Below are 18,680 nucleotides of genomic sequence, written 5' to 3'. Positions count from 1 at the left end.
TTGCGTCCGACGTCTGACGTCCGGCGTCAGACCACCCACCGAGGCCACCAACATGTCCGACACGCCCACCACCTTCCGGCAGCGCGTCACCCTCCAGCGCACCGACACCGGCATCGCCTATGTGCACCTGGCCCGCCCGGAAAAATACAACGGCCTGGACCTGGACATGCTCTACGCGCTGGTCGAGGCGGCCAAAAGCCTGCGCAAGGACCGCAGTGTGCGTGCCGTGATCCTGCAGGGCGAAGGCAAGGCGTTCTGTGCGGGCCTGGATTTCGCCAGCGTCATGAGCAAGCCGCTCGGCATCCTGCGCGCCTTCGTCAAATGGGGTGGCCGCAGCACCAACATCTTCCAGCAGGCGTGCTGGGCCTGGCGCACGCTGCCGGTGCCGGTGATCGCCGTCACCCACGGCCACTGCTTCGGCGGTGGCCTGCAGATCGCGCTGGCGGCGGATTTCCGCTTCACCACGCCGGACTGCGAATTCTCGGTGATGGAAATCAAGTGGGGCCTGATCCCGGACATGACCGGCAGCGTCACGCTGCGCGAACTGGTGCCACTGGACGTGGCCAAGGCACTGGCCATGACCGGCCGCATCATCGACGGTGAAGAAGCCCTGCACCTGAACCTGGTCACTGGCGTCAGCGACACCCCGCTGGCCGAGGCCGAGGCACTGGCGCAGGAACTGCTGACCCGTTCACCGGATGCACTGGCTGCCACCAAACAGTTGTTCCGCGACACCTGGCAGGCCCCGGAAGACGTCGCCTTCGATGTGGAAAGCAAACTCCAGTTCCGCCTGCTGCGCGGCAAGAATCAGCGCCGTGCGATGCAGGCCGCCCGCAAAAAAGAACCGGCCCGCTTCCTGCCACGCCAGTTCGGATAAACGGCCGGCGACAACAGCAGAAGTTCGACTCACTTCACGTTTCTCGCACACCGGATGCACTGCGTCCGGTGACCGTGTCTTTACTGACTTATCCCGCCGGCATACTCTGCCTGTGGGAACGCGCCCGGGGGGCTTGTCGGCGCGTTCGTTTTCCGGGGGAAAAACGGAGTCAATCAATGCTGTCCATCGTGGAACCTACCAGCGGTTTCTCCGCACTGGTCCGGCAGTACAAACGCCTGGCCCGTGAACTGATGCAAGATCTGCCACTCGACGGCGAACCACTGCACCTCGCCGCCACCGATAACGCCTTTGCCCATGGCATGGACCCGTCACGCACCTATCTGGTCAAGGGTGGCATGCTCGGCATGGAGTGCCAGCAGCGGCGGCTGCTGACCTGGGACGAGGGCGACCTGGTGTTACCGGACGCCTCCGGGGAAGGCATCCGTTATCACGCAGAAAGCGCCGTGCTGCTGCTCGGCTTCGATACCCTGGCACTGGTACGCACCCTGCTCGCCGATGAACAGCGCGCCCGGCTCTGGACACAACTGTTGATGACCCAGCAGGGCATGCTGGTGCGGCTGCTGGCCGCGCAGGTGGAAGAAGGCCCGCAGGCGACACCCGGCTTTGCCTATTTCCAGCCGGGCGATGCGATTATCCGCCAGGGCGACAACGCCGATTACGTGTTCAGCCTGTTCGAGGGTGACGCAGACGTGCTGGTGGACAACGTCGTTGTCGGCCATGTCGGCGAAGGCGAAGTGCTCGGCGCCCTGGCGCTGCTGACGCAATCACCGCGCACCGCCACCGTGCGGGCGAAAACCCGCTGCGCCGTGGTGAAGGTGCCGAAAGACCAGTTCCGGCAGCTGATCCGCTCCAATCCGTCGATGATCCACGGCCTGCTCACCGATATGGCGCGGCAGATCGTGCAGTTGAATAATCAGGTCGTCGCCCTGTCGGGCTGAACCGGAGCCAGAACGTGGACTATTACCACATAGACGCCTTTACCGATCAGCTGTTCGGCGGCAACCCCGCCGGTGTGGTGCCACTGGCAGCCTGGCTGCCGGACGCGCAGATGCAACGCATCGCAGCGGAAAACAACCTGTCCGAAACCGCTTTTTTTGCGCCGGAGCAGGATCACTATCGTATTCGCTGGTTCACCCCCGCAGTGGAAGTGGACCTGTGCGGCCACGCGACACTGGCCGCCGCCTGGGTGCTGTTCAACGCACTGGGGCACGCCGGCGACAGCGTGCGTTTCGCTTCCGCCAGCGGTGAGCTCACCGTCGTCCGCGACGGTGACTGGCTGACGCTGGACTTCCCTGCCCGGCCGCCCGAACCCGTCGCCCACAGCAACAGCGTGGCCACCGTGCTGAAGGCATTGGGCGCTACCGCCGACCCACTGTACGTCGGTGCCGCCCGCGATCTCGTGGTGCTGTTGCCGGACGAAGCCTGCGTCCGTGCACTGCAACCGGATTTTGCCCTGCTCGCCACAGTGCCGGACTGGTTCGCTGTCACCGTCACCGCGCCTGGCACGGAGAGTGATTTTGTCTGCCGCTTTTTCGCACCACGCCAGGGCCTCAACGAAGACCCGGTCACCGGCTCCGCTTTCTGCACCCTGATCCCGCTGTGGGCCGGGCGGCTCGGCCGCAGGCAGCTGGAGGCCCGGCAGATTTCCGCACGGGGCGGCGCTGTCCGCTGTGCTGTATCGGCGGAAGACCATCCTGCAAAGCGAGTACATATCAGCGGACAGGCAGTGTGCTATCTTCGGGGCCAGCTCAATGTCGGCTGAGCACCGCTATCGTTTTCCTATCTGACAGGGAGGTTTCCCCATGTTTCGCCTCGTGATTGCCAGCGCACTGTTCGCGCTGACCCTCGGCACCCACGCCGCTGATCTGACCCAGGACACCCTGGACCGCTGGATGGCTGCCGCCAAGGAAGGCCAGGAATGGTCCGACGCCCACCCGGAAGCTGACAAGATGGGCGGTTTCAACCCGCAAGAGGGTGGCTCGATGCGTGAGCAGATGATCCAGGCGGTGGAAGAACACCCGGAAGCCAGTCGCATTCTCCGGCGGCACGGTTTCAGCAGCAGCGAACAATGGGCCGACACCACGATCAAGATCATGAACGCCTACAGCGCACTGGCATTCGACGCCTCCGGCACCGATGCCCAGTCAATGCAGTCCGGCCTGGCAGACGCACTGGCCGAGCTGGAAAACAACCCGCATATTCCCGCCGAACAGAAACAGATGCTGCGCCAGCAACTGGCCCAGAGCCAGGCGCTCATGGGTGAGATCGGCAACAAGGCCCCGGAGGCCGACAAGGCGCTGGTGAAGCGCAACAAGGCCCGCCTGGACACCCTGTTCGAACAGGAATAATCCCATCCGCGCCGGCACTACCCCGGCCGGCCTGGTGCTGGCCGGCGGTGGTCATACCCACGCCCTGCTGCTCAGCCAGGGCCCATTACCCGGGCCGACGACCCTGGTGTCGCCGGCCCGCTTCACCCCCTACTCCGGCATGCTGCCCGGCGTGGTCGCGGGCCACTATCACAGCCGTGAAGCGCACATCGATCTGGCAGCGCTGTGCCAGCGCTGCGGCGTGACCTTCATCGAACAGGCCGCCACCGGCATTGATCGCACCGGCCGGCACCTGTTGCTGGACGATGGCCGCCGCCTGCCCTACCACCTGCTGAGCCTGGATATCGGCGCGCAACCGGCACTGGACACGGTGCCCGGCGCCCGCGAACACGCCATTGCCGTCAAGCCGGTGTCCGGTTTCCTTGCCCGCTGGCAGCATCTGCTGGCAACCCTGCCCCGGCAACCGCGGCCACTGCGCCTTGCCGTGGTCGGCGCCGGCGCCGGCGGCACGGAAATGGTCCTGGCAATTGCCCATGCGCTACGCCAGCAACGCCTGCCCGTACAACTGTCGCTGTTCAGTGCCGGCGGCCTGCTGCCCGGCTACCCGGCTGGCGTGCGCCGGCGCATGCAGCGTGCCCTGGATCACTATGGCATTGCCCTGCACACCAGCACACCGATACAGCGGGTGACCGCCAGTCACCTTTACGGCGAGCACGAACAGCCGTATCCCTGTGATTTCCTGCTCTGGTGCACGGGCGCCGTCGGCGCCGCCTGGCCAGGCGACAGCGGCCTTTCGGTCACCGACGCCGGTTTCGTGCGCGTGCAGGACACCCTGCAGAGCATCAACGACCACGCGGTGTTCGCCGCCGGCGACTGCGCCTGGCCGGAGCCCGGCCCGGTACCGCGCGCGGGGGTCTACGCAGTACGCCAGGCGCCGGTGCTGCGGCATAACCTGATCGCCGCCTGGCAAGACCGGCCTCTGCAGCACTGGCGCCCGCAGCAACGGTTCCTGTCGCTGCTGTCGGCCGGGGAGCGCTACGCTACCGGCAGCCGTGGCCGGCGACTGTCCGCCGGCGGCCGTTGGCTGTGGCATGTGAAGGACCGCATCGACCGCCGTTTCATGGCACGCTTTCCAGTCATGACTACTCCCCCAGCGGCGTAAAGTACTCATACATGTCCAGGGGCTTGATCCCGCCCGTCCGCCGCCCGTGATGTTGCGGCACGGCCTGCTCCGCAGGCGGATCGGCCCGCGTCGCGAGGAAACGTGGCCGCGGCGGCTGGCCGCAGTACGGCGCCACGGGTGCGTTATCGATGCTGTTGTAGACGAAAAAAAGATTCGAGCGCGGCCAGGGTGACATGTTGCGGTTCGACGCATGCAGCACATTGCATTCAAACAGCAACAGCGAACCGGCAGGCCCTTTCGGGGCACGGATGCCGCCATCCCGGGACAGCCTGGCCAGCGCCTGCTGCGGCGGCACGCCAAGCTGCTGCGCCTGCAATGACCGGCGCCAGTTGTGCGGCGGTGTGGTGCCCAGGCACGGGACAAAATACTGGTGCGAGCCGGGAATCAGCATCAACGGCCCATTGAATTCGTTGTTGTCGGTCAGCATCAGCGAGGCACTCACCGCGCGCATGCGCGGCATGCCGTCTTCCATGTGCCAGGTTTCAAAATCCGAGTGCCAGTCGAAACCACTGCCCTGGAAGCCATACTTGTCATTCACCCGCGACTGGTGGATATACACTTCACCCCCCAGCAACTGGCGCACCATGCCAAGAATGCGCGGATCGCGGGTCAGCCGGTCAAAACGCTCCGACAGTTCATGCATGGCAAATACCGAACGCAGTTCACCACTGTCCGGGTCGCGGATCACCTGATCCGAGTCCATCAACTCACTGTCTTGCGACAAGGCCAACAGCTCATCAAAAAAAGGTTCCACCCGTTCGCGGGAAAAAAAACCCTCGAACCACAAAAAACCGTCCCGTTCATAGTGAGACAGCGCCACTTCATCAAGCGGGCCGTCCCAGCGTTGCTGGTAACGGGCATGCACCACCGGCTCACGCCGGGGAAACATGGCCGGCAGATCAGCGGCGCGGGCAAAGCGTGAGGGATAAGGGTCCAGGGGCACCGGGCGGGACACATCGTCCATGACCGGCGCACCGGCGGTCGGGGTAGCTGACATGATCCGATCTCCTGTCTGTGAAAAAACGCACATAAACAGGCTGTTGAAAAACAGTCTGTGCTGGCGGCTCAATCAAGCCGTCAGCAAAATCAAACGCGATAAGCGATTGATTTTCCGTGCCCACCTTTGCGGACCTGTGCCGCAAAGGTGGCTTGAAAAAGTCTCAAAGAGACTTTTTCAACACCCTGAAAAGGACGATGCCGGTCAGTCAGGCGCTGGCGCTGTCAGTCAGCACTTACCCGACCGGCCATCATCAGCGGAGCCACCTTGCCACGCCACCTTCACGCGTGCAAACGCCGCCCGGCCAGGCGCCTTGCCGCCGCCGAAACACACTGCACAAAAAGCACCGCGCGCGCCGGATTTGACACTCTTTCACGCTTCGCCCGACCGTGCGCCATCGCGCAAAAAAATTGCAAAACCCCAACCGACAGGCCCGGCAGCGCAATACGGATGTGTTAATGTCCCAACCCATACCCCGAGCAACGAAAGGAAGCTGCCATGACGACCTCTTTCCGATCGCACTCCAGAACACGATCCGTTTTTGTCCGCATGCTGGCCGTCCTGTTTGTCACCATGCAGACACTGCTGGTCCCCGCCGCGCACGCTGCTGTCACAGGGGCCGGCCAGGGCATGATCGGCACAGCGGAAGTCCTGCAACAGGAAAGCCGTGCGGAAAACGAAGCCCGCATCCACGCCGCCCTTGCCCGTGACGATGCCAGCAGCACGCTGGAGCGTTTCGGCGTGGCGCCGGAACAGGTGGATGAACGCCTGGACCGCCTGAGCGACAGCGAACTGGCCAGCCTCGCCGATCAGGCCGAGGACCTGCCGGCCGGTGAAGGCGCACTGGGCGTGCTGGTGTTTATCCTGGTACTGCTGATCATTCTTGATCTGCTGGGTGTCACCAACGTTTTCCCCGCGATCTGACGTGACACCGCGTACCAGCATGACCACGAACAGAAAGAGCAGCCTGCGCGCTGCTCTTTTTTTGCCTGTCGCGTTGCTGCTCGGCGCCTGCCAGAGCCTGGCGCCACTGGACAGCCACATGCCGGCCGCACAGCAGGTGCCGGATGTGCCGTTTTTCCCGCAGGAAGAATATCAGTGCGGCCCGGCGGCGCTGGCCACCGTACTCGGCAGCGCCGGTGTCCGGGTCGATGATCAGGCCCTGGTGGATGAAGTGTGGCTGCCGGCACGTCGTGGCAGCCTGGCGATGGAACTGGTGGCCGCCGCCCGCGCCCGTGAACGCCTGGTGTACCCGGTCAACACGCCGGAGGCGCTGCTGCAGCAACTGGATGCCGGCCTGCCGGTGCTGGTGATGCAGAACCTGGCCTTCTCTTTCTACCCGCGCTGGCACTTTGCAGTGGTGACCGGGTATCGCGACCGGGGCGCCACCGTGCTGCTCAACACCGATACCCGCGAAGCCGAACCGGAGAACTGGAACCGCTTCGTGCGCACCTGGGCACGGGCGGACTACCAGGGCTGGGTCGTGACACCGCCGGGCACACTGCCGGCTGGCGCCCGGCCGGTGGCGCTGGTGCGCGCGCTGGAAGAGCTTGCGGGCACCGCCGGAGCCAGCGCCACCACGGCGTACTGGGACGCGGCGGGGGAACGCTTTCCGAACGACTACCTGGTGCAGTTCGCCCTCGGCAATCACCTCTGGGCGGTGGGCCGTGCGCAGCACGCCATCCACGCCTGGCGCGCGGCCACCCGGGCCCGGCCGTCCGAGTTCGCCGCCTGGCACAACCTGGCGCTGGCCCTGGCCGGCCAGGGCTGTGCCACCGATACCGCACTGGCCGGCGCCCGGCAAAGCACACACAGCGCCGAGCGCCTGCAGCAACTGGAACAGGCCGTCGCCGACACGCCGGCTCGCGAAAGCTGCCTTTAGCGGGCAGCCAAAACCTGTAACCGTTTGCACACTGGCAGCGCGGGCATTTTCTGCGATGATGGCCGAGGCTGCCTTTGTCACAGGATCCGACAATGAAACCAGGCTTTTCGCATCTGCTGTTGCTGCTCTGTGTATTCTTCACTTTCCCCGCCCACGCTGCGGACACCGACCTGCCCGGTATCGCCGATGTCCAGCGCCAGATCGACAACCTCGGCGATCCGCAATCGCTGGATGCGGACAAGGCGGCCCTGCGCGACGAACTGACGCAGACCCTGCAATGGCTCAACGAACTGGCAGACAACGAAAAACGCCAGCAGCAGGTCGCTGAACGGCTGGCCCGCGCGCCGACCGAGACATTGCGCATCAGCCGCGAGCTCAGCCGCTTTACGCCGAGCGATCCGGACGCCTTGCGGCGCGACTATGAAGCCCGCGACATCGACGCCCTGGTGGCAGAATTGCTCAGCCTGCTGGAACGGCAGGAACAGCTGCAGGAACAATTGTCCGACGCCACCAGCGATGTCAGCAGCAACCAGATGCTGCCGGAGCGGGCGCAGAACGCGATTGCCAGCACCCTGGACGAACTGGAAGCAGCCCGCAGCACGCTGATCCAGCTCAACGTGCGTGACGACGCCCTCGACAACACCGCCACCACCACCCGCCTGCGGGCGCAGATTGCGGCACTGAACAGCCGGCTGGAATTGCGCCGCATTGAATTGCAGGCCAATTCCGACCTGCAGACTCTGGCCAGCCAGCAGGCCGCGCTGCTGCAACGCCGCATCGATGACGACGACACCCGCCTGGGCGTCCTGCAATCGGTGCTGGAACAGAAGCGCCAGGTACGCACCCGCGCGGCCATTGAGGCCGCCAGCGAACAGATCGCCGCGCTGCCCGACAGCCCGCTGCTGCGTGACCAGCTCGCACAGAACCAGGCGCTGGCCGAACGGATACTGACCGTCACCGCACAGGTCAACGAGCAACTGCGCGTGAACCTGCAATTGCGCAACCAGCTCGACAAGGTACGGCAACTGGAACGGTCACTGACCGAACAGGTGGCTGCCCTGCAGGGCAGCCTGCTGCTGTCGCGCATCCTCTACCAGCAACAACGCCTGCTGCCACGGCTGGATGACAGTGGTGTGGCCACGCCGGATATCGCCGAGCTGCGTCTGGAACAGTTCCAGATCACCGATCAGCGCGAAGCGCTGCTGGATACCGGCGCCACCGCCAACCGCTTGCTCGCTGGTACTGCCGAGACAGACAACACCGATATCCGCGCCGCCCTGCTGTCGCTGCTGAACGTGCGCAAGGAACTGCTGCAACAGCTTGACCCGGAACTGTCGCGGCTGCTGACCCTGTCGATCAACGCCACCACCGTGCGTGCACAACTGGACGCGGCGCGGCGCACCGCCCGCGACACCATCCAGCAGCAGCTGTTCTGGATGCCCAGCAGCCGGCCGCTGAGCCTGAGCACCTTGCGCGAGTCCCCCGGCACGCTGGCGCGGGAGTGGCGCAATCTGTTGCACAACAGCTACTGGCAGCAGGCACTGGAACGCTTCCAGGCCCTCTGGCCGGTGGTCGCATTCGCCGCGCTGGTGGCACTGGTGCTGCTGTGGCGCCGGCGCAGCATCAAGACACGGCTCAAGGTGTTGCATCAGGACGTCGGTTTTCTGAAACAGGATTCGCAGCAACACACGCCGCTGGCCCTGTGGCTGACCCTGCTGCTTACCGCGCCGCTGCCGCTGGTACTGGTCACCCTGGGCCTGGTACTGCGCAGCGGGGACACCCCCGGCGCGGTGCTGATCGGCGCAGTGCTGATGAAAGTCTCGATGATTGTGCTGGTGTTCGGCACCCTGCTGCGGCTGCTGGGCAAGGACAGCGTGATCACGCGCCACTTCCGCTGGCCCGCCGATAACGTGCGCCTGTTGCGCCGGCAGACCCTGTTCACTGCACTGGCATTCCTGCCGCTGGGCATTGTCATCGCCATTGGCGAGCGTGCCCCGGAACTGCTCGCCGACGACATACTCGGCCTGCTGGTGGTGCTGGTCAGCGGGCCGTTGCTGGCGGTACTGCTGTGGCGGCTGGCCGAGCACTACCCGAGCAAACAGAAGGTGCGCCTGGTGCGCTACACCACCGTGGCCACGGTGGCACTGATACCGCTGATCCTGACTGTGCTCGGCGCGGTGGGGTACTACTACACGGCGGTGCAACTGGGCGGCCGGCTGGTGGATACCTTTTACCTGTTGCTGCTGTGGCTGCTGATCGGTGCCACGGTGCGGCGCGGCCTGACACTGGCGGCACGGCGCCTCGCCTACCGGCGCGCGCTGGCCCGGCGCGAGGAACAGCGCGAGCAGAAGGCAGCCGCCGAAGCCGGGGAGCAACCGGAAGTGGTGGAAGAACCGCCGATGGACCTGGAACTGGTCAATACCCAGTCGCTGCGTCTGGCCAACCTGTTCCTCCTGCTGGCCTTCGGCGTCGCCATCTACTGGGTGTGGGCGGATCTTATTGGCGCCATGTCCTACCTCGACAATGTGACGCTGTGGCAACAGACACTGGGGGAAGGCGCACAAGCGCGCGAGGTGAGCACCAGCCTCGGCGATGTGCTGTTCGCGCTGATCTTCCTGGTGGTCGCACTGATGATGGCGCGCAACCTGCCCGGCCTGCTGGAAGTGATGATCCTGTCGCGGCTGGCGCTGCGCCCCGGCAGCGCCTACGCCATCACCTCGCTGCTGGCCTATACCCTGACCGCCGTCGGCATCCTGGTCTCGCTGGGCTCCCTGGGCGTGTCCTGGTCCAAGCTGCAATGGCTGGTGGCGGCACTCGGTGTCGGCCTGGGTTTTGGCCTGCAGGAAGTGTTCGGGAATTTCGTCTCCGGCATCATCATCCTGTTCGAGCGCCCGGTACGCATCGGCGACCTGGTGACCATCGGCGACCTGTCCGGCACGGTCAACCGGATACGCATCCGCGCCACCACCATCCGCGATTTCGACAACAAGGAAATCATCATCCCGAACAAATCGTTCGTCACCGACCGGCTGATCAACTGGTCACTGAGCGACAGCGTGACACGGCTGGTGATCCAGGTCGGTTTCGCCTACGGCAGCGATCTGGAACTGGCACGCAAGGTGTTGTTGCAGGCCGCCAGCGAGAACCCGCGCGTCATGAAGACACCCGCGCCGCTGGCATTGTTCACGGCCTTCGGTGCCAGCTCACTGGATCACGAACTGCGGCTGCATGTGCATGAACTGAGTGACCGGGTACCGGCCGGCGATGAACTGCTGCGCCGCATTGACGCACTGTGCCGCGAGAACGGGCTGGAGATTGCATTCAATCAGCTGGATGTGTTCATCAAGAACAAGGTGGGCGAGGAGATCGCCATCCGTACACAGCAGGATGGCGGCCCCGCCCAGGTGTGAACAGGCCCCAGGTTGCGTCATTGTTTCAGGCGGTAGCCGGTGCGGAAAATCCACCAGATGACCAGCACGCAGGTCAGCATGAAGGCGAGCGTCATGCCGAAGCTGACCGCCACATCCACATCCGAGACGCCGTAGAAACTCCAGCGAAAGCCGCTGATCAGGTACACCACCGGGTTGAACAGCGTGATCTTCTGCCACAGCGGCGGCAGCATGCTGATTGAATAGAAAGTGCCCCCCAGGAAGGTCAGCGGCGTCACCACCATCAGCGGGATGATCTGCAGCTTTTCAAAGCCGTCGGCCCAGATGCCGATAATGAAACCGAACAGGCTGAAGGTGACCGCCGTGAGAATCAGGAACGCCACCATCCATACCGGATGCTGTATCTCGAACGGCACAAATAACCGCGCCGTCAGCAGGATCAGCAATCCCAGCATCACCGACTTGGTCGCCGCTGCACCGACATAGCCGATCACCACTTCCACATAGGATACCGGCGCTGACAGCACCTCATAGATGGTGCCCGCGTAGCGCGGCATGTAGATGCCGAATGACGCATTGGAAATGCTCTCGGTCAGCAGCATCAGCATGATCAGGCCCGGCACGATAAAGGCGCCGTAGCCGATGCCGTCAATTTCCACCATGCGCGAGCCGATGGCGGAACCGAACACGATGAAATACAGCGAGGTGGACAGTACCGGCGAGGCGATGCTCTGCATCAGTGTCCGGAACGTGCGGGCCATCTCGAACCGGTAAATGGCGCGGATCGCATAACGGTTCATCAGTGGGCCTCCTGTGCCGCGCGGCTGTCATGCACCAGGCTGACGAAGATTTCCTCCAGCGAGCTCTGGCTGGTCTTGAGGTCAAGAAAATCGATGCCCTGCTCGCCCAGCCTGCGCAACAGCGTGGCAATGCCGGTCTGTTCGCTCTGGGTATCAAAGGTATAGACCAGTTCACTGCCGTCCACCGACAGCGTCAGTGGCAACCCGGCCAGCGCCGACGGGATCGCCGCCAGCGGCTGTTGCAGATGCAGCGTGAGCTGCTTCTTGCCGAGCTGCTGCATCAGCACGTGCTTGTCCTCGACCAGTACGATGCGCCCCTTGTTGATCACACCGATGCGGTCGGCCATTTCCTCGGCTTCCTCGATGTAGTGCGTGGTGAGGATGATGGTCACGCCGTTCTCGCGCAGGCGCCGCACCATTTCCCACATGTCACGACGCAGTTCCACATCGACACCGGCGGTAGGTTCATCCAGGAACAGGATCGCGGGTTCGTGCGACAGTGCCTTGGCGATCATCACCCGGCGCTTCATGCCGCCGGACAGCGCCATGATGCGTTCATGCCGCTTGTCCCACAGCGACAGGTCGCGCAGGATGCGTTCCACCAGCGCCTTGTCCGCCGGCTTGCCAAACAGGCCACGGGAGAAATTCACCGTGGCCCAGACGGTCTCGAACATGTCGGTGGTCAGTTCCTGCGGCACCAGGCCGATCTTGCTGCGCGCCGCACGGAAGTCGCGGCGGATGTCATGGCCGTCCGCCAGCACCGTGCCGCTGCTGGCGTTGACGATGCCGCAAATGATGCTGATCAGCGTGGTCTTGCCGGCGCCATTGGGGCCGAGCAGGGCAAAGATTTCACCGCGATGAATGTCCAGGTTGATGTTCTGCAGGGCCTGAAAGCCCCCGGCGTAGGTCTTGGTCAGGTCATTGACCGAGATGATCGGCTGCACGCGTCCTCCTTATGATCATGCACTTTCCCGCAGCGCCTGCGGGGTCGGCAATTCGGTATTCTGCACTGCCGAGAGCCACCAGCGCCCGTCCCGCCGCACCATGACATACAGGCTACGGCAGGCCCGTGCACCGCTGAGCGGCTGGCCATGCTCATCCAACGGCTCCTGCACCAGGTGCACAAGCGCCGCATCCGGGGCCGGGAAACGGATGTATTCAATGCTGTAGCGGGCACGCAGTTCGCGCAACGGGCCGTCAAACAGACTCTTGCGTGCCTCAAAGATGCGATACCAGCCTTCCAGCACGACCCCGGCCGGATCTACCCAGACTGCATCGCGGGTGATGTCGCGGCAGACCCGCTCGGCGTCCTTGCGATTGAACGCCTGTTCCATCTCCAGCACAAACTGCGTCAGTTCCTGGGTATCGGTATGTTCAGAGGCCAGCCTGATACGGGCTTCCGGACGGTTCAACATACTCCCCTCCATCAATGTACGGATTGCCTGATCCTGTCAGATCCAGTCCCGATCGCCGCGCAGCCTGACATCAACCCCGCTTCAGGCCCACCACGCGCACGACCACAGCAAGACGCCCCTTCTGCGGGCGTCTTGCTGTGGTCGTTCGGGATGCCGGAAATTCGACAGAGTGACAGTCATACCATGAGTGACTGACGTGTCCTGTCAGGATATGTCAGCGACAGGCCACCACAGGCCGCTGTCCGCCAGGGTGCACACCCGTTACGCGTAATGCGCGTAGGCGCGGCACACCTGATGCCGTTCATTGAAGAAAAACACTTCGGCAGCCATGCCGGAGGTGCCGTGGTAATAGAGCGTCACACTGTCGGTGCCGACGAGAATGTCCTGCAATTCGAAATGCAGGTTGGGCAGCAGTTTCAGCGCCTTGCCCCAGTAGGCACCGACGGCGTCCTTGCCCTGCAGGGTGCCGGAGGGCTCATCGGCAATCTGCACGATACGCGGCGAGGACATGCTGAAATCCTCGCTGTAGTGGGACAGGATGCGCCCCAGGTCATGGCTGTTCCAGGCATCGATCCATTCGCGGGCAAAATGCTCCGCCTGCTCTCGTGTAATCATGGTCCCCTCTTCTCCCTTGCTGAAAAGCGTCGGACGTCTGACGTCGGACGCAAAAAACCATAGGCGTGGTACCCGAAGGTCCAGATGCCTGTCTCGGCACTTGTGCACACCCATGGCACAACTGACATCACCAGATGCTCCCCGGTTTTGCGTCCGACGTCAGACGTCCGACGTCAGACCTCTCGCTACCCCCCCGCAAAGACTTTCGCAGCATCCCCCATCAATGCCACCAGTGTCTGGCTGTTGAGTGTTTCCTCACGCAGCCGGTCGAACTTCTGTCGCAGCGTCAGCGCCTTGTCGAGCAGGCGGGCACTGGCGGCCTTGTCGTCGACATGGCGACGCACCAGCTTCTCGAACTCGCGCTCGCCACGTTCCATATTGTCCAGCATCAGCTCCAGCAACCGCACCGGCGCGATGCGCAGCAATTCGGTGTTGAGCGTGTACTCGGCGTGGTGGCCACGGCTTTTCAGAAAGTGTTCCAGCTCACGCTGCTCGACCGGGTCTTCCAGTGCCACCGAGACCTTGCCACCCTCGAAGGTGGCCAGCACATCCTGTGCCACCAGCCGCTGCACAATGCGGCCCAGCACCGCCTTGCTGTTGATGTCCTCGTACTTGAGCGCCGATTCCAGCCGCAGGGTGCGGATGCGGCGCTCGGGAATGCGCAGCCGCGCCGCCAGTGCATAGGCGGACAGGCCCCGGTACTCGCCCCGCTCACGCAGCAGGTGGAACACCAGCAGCTCTGTCTCGCGCTTGGTCATGCTGCCAAAACCGCCGGCCAGCCAGTGGCGCAGAAATTCCTCCGCGAATCCTTGCTGTTCCTCCGGGCTCACGTCCCCTCCTTGTCGTTATTCAGGGCCTGTCGACACTAGATCCACCTGCCGCTGGCCCTAGTCCGCCAGGAACCCTCCTGACTGGCGCTGCCAGAGCTGCGCATACACGCCACCGCGCGCCACCAGTTCATCATGGCTGCCCTGCTCGATGATACGGCCCTGGTCCATCACCACCAGCCGGTCCATCGCCGCGATGGTGGACAGCCGGTGGGCAATGGCGATCACTGTCTTGCCTTCCATCAACTGCGCCAGGTTTTCCTGGATCGCGGTCTCCACTTCAGAATCCAGTGCCGAGGTCGCCTCATCCAGTATCAGGATCGGCGCATCCTTGAGCACCACGCGGGCAATCGCCACCCGCTGGCGCTGGCCGCCGGACAACTTGACCCCGCGCTCGCCGACGTGCGCCGACAGCCCGGTGCGGCCCTTGATATCACTCAGCGCCGGAATGAATTCCCACGCGTGGGCGCGTTTCGCCGCATCGATGACCTGCTCTTCGGTGGCGTCCGGCCGCCCGTAGCGAATGTTGTCACGCACCGAGCGATGCAGCAGCGAGGTGTCCTGCGTGACCATGCCGATATTGGCGCGCAGCGACTCCTGTGTCACCTGGTCGATCGGCTGGCCATCGATCAGGATGCGGCCGCCCTGCACATCATGGAAGCGCAGCAGCAGGCTGACCAGCGTCGACTTGCCGGCACCGGAACGGCCCACCAGGCCGACTTTTTCACCGGCACGGATGGTCAGGTCCAGGTCATCAAACAGGCCCGCATCACGACCATAATGAAACGCGACATGCTCAAAGCGGATTTCACCGCGTGGCACATCCAGGGCCGTTGCGCCGGCTTTGTCCTGCACCGTGTGCGGCCGGGCAATCGTACCCAGGCCATCCTGCACGGTACCGATGTTCTCGAACAGCCCGGCTGTTTCCCACATCACCCACTGCGACATCCCCCACAGTCTCAGTACCAGGCCCAGCGCCACCGCCACAGCGCCGACGCTGACGTATTCCCCCAGCCACAACCACAATGCCAGCGCCGTCACCGAGAACAGCAGCAGCGAGTTGAGGCTGTAGAGCACGCCATTGAGCACCGTCACCAGGCGCATCTGCTGGTTGACCGTGGTCAGGAAGCCGTCCATGCCCTCGCGGGCATATGCCGCCTCACGGCGCGCGTGGGAAAACAGCTTCACGGTCTGGATGTTGGTGTAGCTGTCGACGATGCGACCGGTCATCACCGAGCGGGCATCTGCCTGTTTCTCCGCCACGCGGCCGAGCATCGGCACGAACACGCGCAGGAACAGGATGTAGCACACCAGCCAGATCACCAGTGGCGTCGCCAGCCGCCAGTCGGCGCTGCCGATGATCAGCAGGGTGCCGAGGAAATACACCGCCACATAGTTCAGCACGTCGATCAGCTTGATCACCGATTCGCGCACCGCCAGCGCGGTCTGCATCATCTTGGTGGCAATGCGGCCGGCGAATTCATCCTGATAGAAATCCATTGACTGGCCGAGCAGATAACGGTGCACCAGCCAGCGAATGCGCATCGGGTAATTGCCCATCAGCGTCTGGTGCAGCACCAGCGAATGCAGCACCACCGCCAGCGGCAGACCGACCAGCACCAGCGCCGCCATCCAGGCGAGATGAACACCCTCGCGGTCCAGGAAGGTGGCGCGATCCTGCAGCGACAGCCAGTCGACGATGTTGCCGAGGAAGCCGAACATCCACACTTCGATCAGCGCGATCACCGCCATCAGTACGGCACTGGCAATCAGGTACGGCCCGGCCCCACGGGTGTAGTGACGACAGAAGGCAAACAGGGTGGCCGGCGGCGTCTCCGGCGTTTCAGGGGGGAACGGCGGCAGCCGTTGTTCGAACCAGCGAAACATGAACAACCTATCCGGGCAGAAAACAGACAATGCGTCACCGGACGCAAAACGAAACCGGGATCATACGACCTCAATGCTGATTGAGGTCAACAGGCCTGTTCACGGCCTGGTCATCGCGGGCGAGGGCCTTCACCCATTGCGCGAGACGCTGGCCATGCTGATCGATCAGCACAATCTGGTGCCAGCCAGGTGTCAGCAACAACGCCCGCTCATGAAAGTGGCGTGTTTCACCGAGATAGGTGTCGTCCAGATGCCATTGCAGCCGCGCGCGCGGGTCGCGGTGCACGGCGCGGAACATCACCCGGCCCAGGCGGCCGTCCAGGTCCACCGGCAGCATCACCCGGGTGCCGTCCTGCGGGTACAGCAGCGCAATGGGGTGATCGTCGGTAAAGTCTGCCAGCCGTGCCAGGCAATCCTCGCGCCAGGGCGGCAGCGGCCGGTATTCCGGATGATGCCGGCGCCAGAAAAACTCCTGCGCCGCCGGCAGCAGGAATTGCGCGCGCGTCTGCATGCGCAGCGGATTTTCGCAGCCGGCGTGCACGCGGTAGCCGGCACTGTCCACATGAATGCGCCGGTAATGCGAGGAGACTTGTTCAAAATGACTGTCGCGCGGCGCCTTGACGACACGGGTCGGGCAGTCGCCCTGCGGCAGCAAACTGTCGTCGGCGCAGACAGCGATATCCTGCAATGCCCAGTGCGGGGTGCGCAGCCAGGGTGTCACACCGAGCAGGCTGAACACTTCCAGCATCACCGGCGCGGCAGCGGTGGTGCCGGTCAGCCCCGGCACGCCCTGTCCCTCGGCATTGCCGGCCCAGACGCCGACTGTGTACTCGCCGTTACTGCCAATTGCCCAGCCATCACGCAGCCCGAAACTGGTGCCGGTTTTCCAGGCAATCGGCTGGCTGGAAGCGTACTCGCGCCAGACACTGTCCTCGCCCGGCCGCACCACGTCGGTGAGCGCCTGCAGGGTCAGCCAGGCGGCGCCCTGGCCGATGACCGGGGGCAAGGGGGCGGGCGTTTCCTCCAGTAGCCATTGCGGCCGGCGTGGCCGCGCATCGATACCGTCGCGGGCGCTGATGACCAGGTTCATGTACAGGCCGGTCAACTCCCACAGTGTCGCTTCCGAGCCCCCGAGGATCAGCGTCAGGCCATAATCCGCCGGTGCCCGGAACAGGGTGGTCAGGCCCAGCGCCGTGAGCTGGTCATGAAAGCGCTCGACGCCATACTGGCGCAGCAGGCGCACCATCGGCACGTTCAGCGAACGCGCCAGTGCCGCCCTGGCGGACACCGCGCCGCGGTAATCGCGGTCGTAGTTCTCCGGGCTGTAGCCGGCAAACTGGGTCGGGATATCCGCCACCAGCGTCTGCGGCAGCAATTGCCCTTCCTGCAACATCAGCGCATACAGAAACGGTTTCAGCAGGCTGCCGTTGCTGCGTGGGCGCTGGATCAGGTCCAGCATGCCGCCTTCACGATTCACTTCTCCGGCCGCATGGTTACCGACGTAGGCACGCACCTGGCCATCGCGATGATCCAGCACCAGCACCGCCAGATCAGATATCCCTTCGCGGCCCAGCCGCTGGCCGTGGCGTGCGGCAATCTGCATCACGCCCTGTTGCAGGTCGCGGCTCAGGGTGGTGTGGAAAAAGCCATCACCATGCTGCTGTTGCAACGTCGCCAGAAGATGCGGCGCAAGACGCGGCAGCGGACGCGGCGAGGACGGCAACGGCTCGGCCAGGGCGAGGCGAAAATCCAGATCGCTCATGTCGCCCTGTGCGTGCAGCGCGGCCAGCAGCCGGTCCCGTTTTGCCTGCAGTGCCTCGCGGTTGCGGCCGGGGTGCAGCAACGCGGGGTTGTTCGGCAGCACCGCCAGCATGGCCGCCTCGGCCCAGCTCAGTTCCGCCGGCGGGCGGTCGAAGTAACGCCAGGCGGCGGCATTGAGGCCCACCACATTACCGCCAAACGGCGCGTGGCTGGCGTACAGCGCCAGCAGCGCCTCCTTGCTGTAATGCAGCTCCAGCCGCAGCGCCAGCCAAGCTTCATCCAGCTTGGCCGCCAGGGTGCGGGCATCATGGCCGGCAATCTGCCGCGCCAGTTGCATGGTCAGAGTGCTGCCGCCGCTGACCACGCGGCCATGGCGCAGGTTGTCGCGCGTGGCGCGGACAATCGCCAGCGGGTCCACACCGGGATGCCAGAAAAAGCGTTTGTCCTCGAAGGTCACCAGCGCGCGGGCAAAACGCGGGGGCGCTGTCTCCACCGGCGAGAAACGCCACTGCTCATCCGGCGCGATGGTCGCCGCCAGCAGGCGGCCATCACGGTCCAGCAACGCATGCGCATAGGGCGTGCCGAACAGGGGTGACGGCAATGGCCAGGCCAGCAGGCACAACAATGCCACCGCGACCAGCAGTAACAGGTGACGCTTGCGTGGACGGAACATGGCCATGCGGGAACGGCCACGGTGCC

The 18,680-nt window shown here is 64.3% G+C and carries 17 protein-coding genes; 9 read left to right on the top strand and 8 right to left on the bottom strand.

Annotation, left to right across the window (positions count from 1 at the left end; translation table 11 throughout):
• The first annotated feature begins 52 nt into the window (after positions 1-52).
• The 5 genes from S7S_RS04470 to S7S_RS04450 all read left to right on the top strand — a co-directional run bounded on the left by S7S_RS04470 (position 53) and on the right by S7S_RS04450 (position 4,387).
• Positions 53-877 carry a crotonase/enoyl-CoA hydratase family protein gene (locus S7S_RS04470; RefSeq protein WP_008738329.1) on the top strand — a complete coding sequence of 275 codons (825 nt, stop codon included), beginning with the start codon at positions 53-55 and terminating at the stop codon, positions 875-877.
• Between the two features lie 176 nt (positions 878-1,053).
• Positions 1,054-1,836 (top strand): cyclic nucleotide-binding domain-containing protein, encoded by a 783-nt coding sequence (locus S7S_RS04465; RefSeq protein ID WP_008738330.1) that lies wholly within the window; start codon positions 1,054-1,056, stop codon positions 1,834-1,836.
• A 14-nt stretch (positions 1,837-1,850) separates the two neighbouring features.
• Positions 1,851-2,660, top strand: a complete 810-nt coding sequence (locus S7S_RS04460; protein ID WP_008738331.1) for a PhzF family phenazine biosynthesis protein — start codon at positions 1,851-1,853, stop codon at positions 2,658-2,660.
• A 40-nt stretch (positions 2,661-2,700) separates the two neighbouring features.
• Positions 2,701-3,246: a hypothetical protein gene (locus S7S_RS04455; protein WP_008738332.1), complete on the top strand. Its 546-nt coding sequence runs from the start codon at positions 2,701-2,703 to the stop codon at positions 3,244-3,246.
• 34 nt (positions 3,247-3,280) lie between these two features.
• Positions 3,281-4,387 carry an FAD-dependent oxidoreductase gene (locus S7S_RS04450; protein WP_008738333.1) on the top strand — a complete coding sequence of 369 codons (1,107 nt, stop codon included), beginning with the start codon at positions 3,281-3,283 and terminating at the stop codon, positions 4,385-4,387.
• Here the strand turns inward: S7S_RS04450 and S7S_RS04445 are convergent.
• Positions 4,368-5,405 (bottom strand): phytanoyl-CoA dioxygenase family protein, encoded by a 1,038-nt coding sequence (locus S7S_RS04445; protein ID WP_008738334.1) that lies wholly within the window; start codon positions 5,403-5,405, stop codon positions 4,368-4,370. The two genes, S7S_RS04450 and S7S_RS04445, sit on opposite strands and share 20 nt — an antisense overlap.
• Between S7S_RS04445 and S7S_RS19540 the strand changes: the two genes are divergently transcribed.
• The 4 genes from S7S_RS19540 to mscK all read left to right on the top strand — a co-directional run bounded on the left by S7S_RS19540 (position 5,404) and on the right by mscK (position 10,697).
• Positions 5,404-5,907, top strand: coding sequence for a hypothetical protein (locus S7S_RS19540; RefSeq protein WP_144401589.1), 504 nt, complete (start codon positions 5,404-5,406; stop codon positions 5,905-5,907). The two genes, S7S_RS04445 and S7S_RS19540, sit on opposite strands and share 2 nt — an antisense overlap.
• The gene (locus tag S7S_RS04440) at positions 5,904-6,329 is read left to right on the top strand and encodes a PA2779 family protein (RefSeq protein ID WP_238582937.1); all 426 of its coding nucleotides are present in this window, start codon (positions 5,904-5,906) and stop codon (positions 6,327-6,329) included. Before S7S_RS19540 ends, S7S_RS04440 begins: the two co-directional genes overlap by 4 nt.
• A gap of 19 nt (positions 6,330-6,348) precedes the next feature.
• On the top strand, positions 6,349-7,287 hold the full coding sequence (locus S7S_RS04435; protein WP_008738343.1) for a PA2778 family cysteine peptidase: 939 nt from the start codon (positions 6,349-6,351) through the stop codon (positions 7,285-7,287).
• 92 nt (positions 7,288-7,379) lie between these two features.
• Positions 7,380-10,697 (top strand): mechanosensitive channel MscK, encoded by a 3,318-nt coding sequence (gene mscK / locus S7S_RS04430; RefSeq protein ID WP_008738344.1) that lies wholly within the window; start codon positions 7,380-7,382, stop codon positions 10,695-10,697.
• Positions 10,698-10,714: 17 nt separating this feature from the next.
• On the opposite strand, the gene S7S_RS04425 is transcribed toward mscK, so the two are convergent.
• The 7 genes from S7S_RS04425 to pbpC all read right to left on the bottom strand — a co-directional run bounded on the left by S7S_RS04425 (position 10,715) and on the right by pbpC (position 18,660).
• A complete protein-coding gene (locus S7S_RS04425; protein ID WP_008738345.1) occupies positions 10,715-11,476 on the bottom strand; it encodes an ABC transporter permease in 762 nt (253 codons plus the stop codon).
• Positions 11,476-12,420 (bottom strand): ABC transporter ATP-binding protein, encoded by a 945-nt coding sequence (locus S7S_RS04420; protein WP_008738346.1) that lies wholly within the window; start codon positions 12,418-12,420, stop codon positions 11,476-11,478. The genes S7S_RS04425 and S7S_RS04420 overlap by 1 nt, the downstream gene beginning before the upstream one ends.
• A 15-nt stretch (positions 12,421-12,435) precedes the next feature.
• The gene (locus S7S_RS04415; protein WP_008738353.1) at positions 12,436-12,891 is read right to left on the bottom strand and encodes an SgcJ/EcaC family oxidoreductase; all 456 of its coding nucleotides are present in this window, start codon (positions 12,889-12,891) and stop codon (positions 12,436-12,438) included.
• A 261-nt stretch (positions 12,892-13,152) separates the two neighbouring features.
• On the bottom strand, positions 13,153-13,506 hold the full coding sequence (locus S7S_RS04410) for a nuclear transport factor 2 family protein (RefSeq protein ID WP_008738354.1): 354 nt from the start codon (positions 13,504-13,506) through the stop codon (positions 13,153-13,155).
• 185 nt (positions 13,507-13,691) lie between these two features.
• The gene (locus tag S7S_RS04405; protein WP_008738356.1) at positions 13,692-14,336 is read right to left on the bottom strand and encodes a hypothetical protein; all 645 of its coding nucleotides are present in this window, start codon (positions 14,334-14,336) and stop codon (positions 13,692-13,694) included.
• Between the two features lie 57 nt (positions 14,337-14,393).
• Positions 14,394-16,220, bottom strand: coding sequence for an ABC transporter ATP-binding protein (locus S7S_RS04400; RefSeq protein ID WP_008738359.1), 1,827 nt, complete (start codon positions 16,218-16,220; stop codon positions 14,394-14,396).
• Between the two features lie 70 nt (positions 16,221-16,290).
• Positions 16,291-18,660, bottom strand: coding sequence for a penicillin-binding protein 1C (pbpC, locus tag S7S_RS04395; protein ID WP_035205227.1), 2,370 nt, complete (start codon positions 18,658-18,660; stop codon positions 16,291-16,293).
• Positions 18,661-18,680 lie beyond the last annotated feature (20 nt).

Source organism: Isoalcanivorax pacificus W11-5 (assembly GCF_000299335.2).
Classification (GTDB): Bacteria; Pseudomonadota; Gammaproteobacteria; order Pseudomonadales; family Alcanivoracaceae; genus Isoalcanivorax; species Isoalcanivorax pacificus.
This window is presented reverse-complemented; position numbering and strand designations above follow the sequence as displayed.

Bases quoted from the DNA above. Each gene is read 5' to 3' on its own strand.
- S7S_RS04455 (WP_008738332.1), top strand. From the start codon at position 2,701: ATGTTTCGCCTCGTGATTGCCAGCGCACTGTTCGCGCTGACCCTCGGC.
- S7S_RS04415 (WP_008738353.1), bottom strand. From the start codon at position 12,891: ATGTTGAACCGTCCGGAAGCCCGTATCAGGCTGGCCTCTGAACATACC.
- S7S_RS04410 (WP_008738354.1), bottom strand. From the start codon at position 13,506: ATGATTACACGAGAGCAGGCGGAGCATTTTGCCCGCGAATGGATCGAT.
- S7S_RS04465 (WP_008738330.1), top strand. From the start codon at position 1,054: ATGCTGTCCATCGTGGAACCTACCAGCGGTTTCTCCGCACTGGTCCGG.
- S7S_RS04445 (WP_008738334.1), bottom strand. From the start codon at position 5,405: ATGTCAGCTACCCCGACCGCCGGTGCGCCGGTCATGGACGATGTGTCC.
- mscK (WP_008738344.1), top strand. From the start codon at position 7,380: ATGAAACCAGGCTTTTCGCATCTGCTGTTGCTGCTCTGTGTATTCTTC.
- S7S_RS19540 (WP_144401589.1), top strand. From the start codon at position 5,404: ATGATCCGATCTCCTGTCTGTGAAAAAACGCACATAAACAGGCTGTTG.
- S7S_RS04440 (WP_238582937.1), top strand. From the start codon at position 5,904: ATGACGACCTCTTTCCGATCGCACTCCAGAACACGATCCGTTTTTGTC.
- S7S_RS04470 (WP_008738329.1), top strand. From the start codon at position 53: ATGTCCGACACGCCCACCACCTTCCGGCAGCGCGTCACCCTCCAGCGC.
- S7S_RS04400 (WP_008738359.1), bottom strand. From the start codon at position 16,220: ATGTTTCGCTGGTTCGAACAACGGCTGCCGCCGTTCCCCCCTGAAACG.
- pbpC (WP_035205227.1), bottom strand. From the start codon at position 18,660: ATGGCCATGTTCCGTCCACGCAAGCGTCACCTGTTACTGCTGGTCGCG.
- S7S_RS04435 (WP_008738343.1), top strand. From the start codon at position 6,349: ATGACCACGAACAGAAAGAGCAGCCTGCGCGCTGCTCTTTTTTTGCCT.
- S7S_RS04425 (WP_008738345.1), bottom strand. From the start codon at position 11,476: ATGAACCGTTATGCGATCCGCGCCATTTACCGGTTCGAGATGGCCCGC.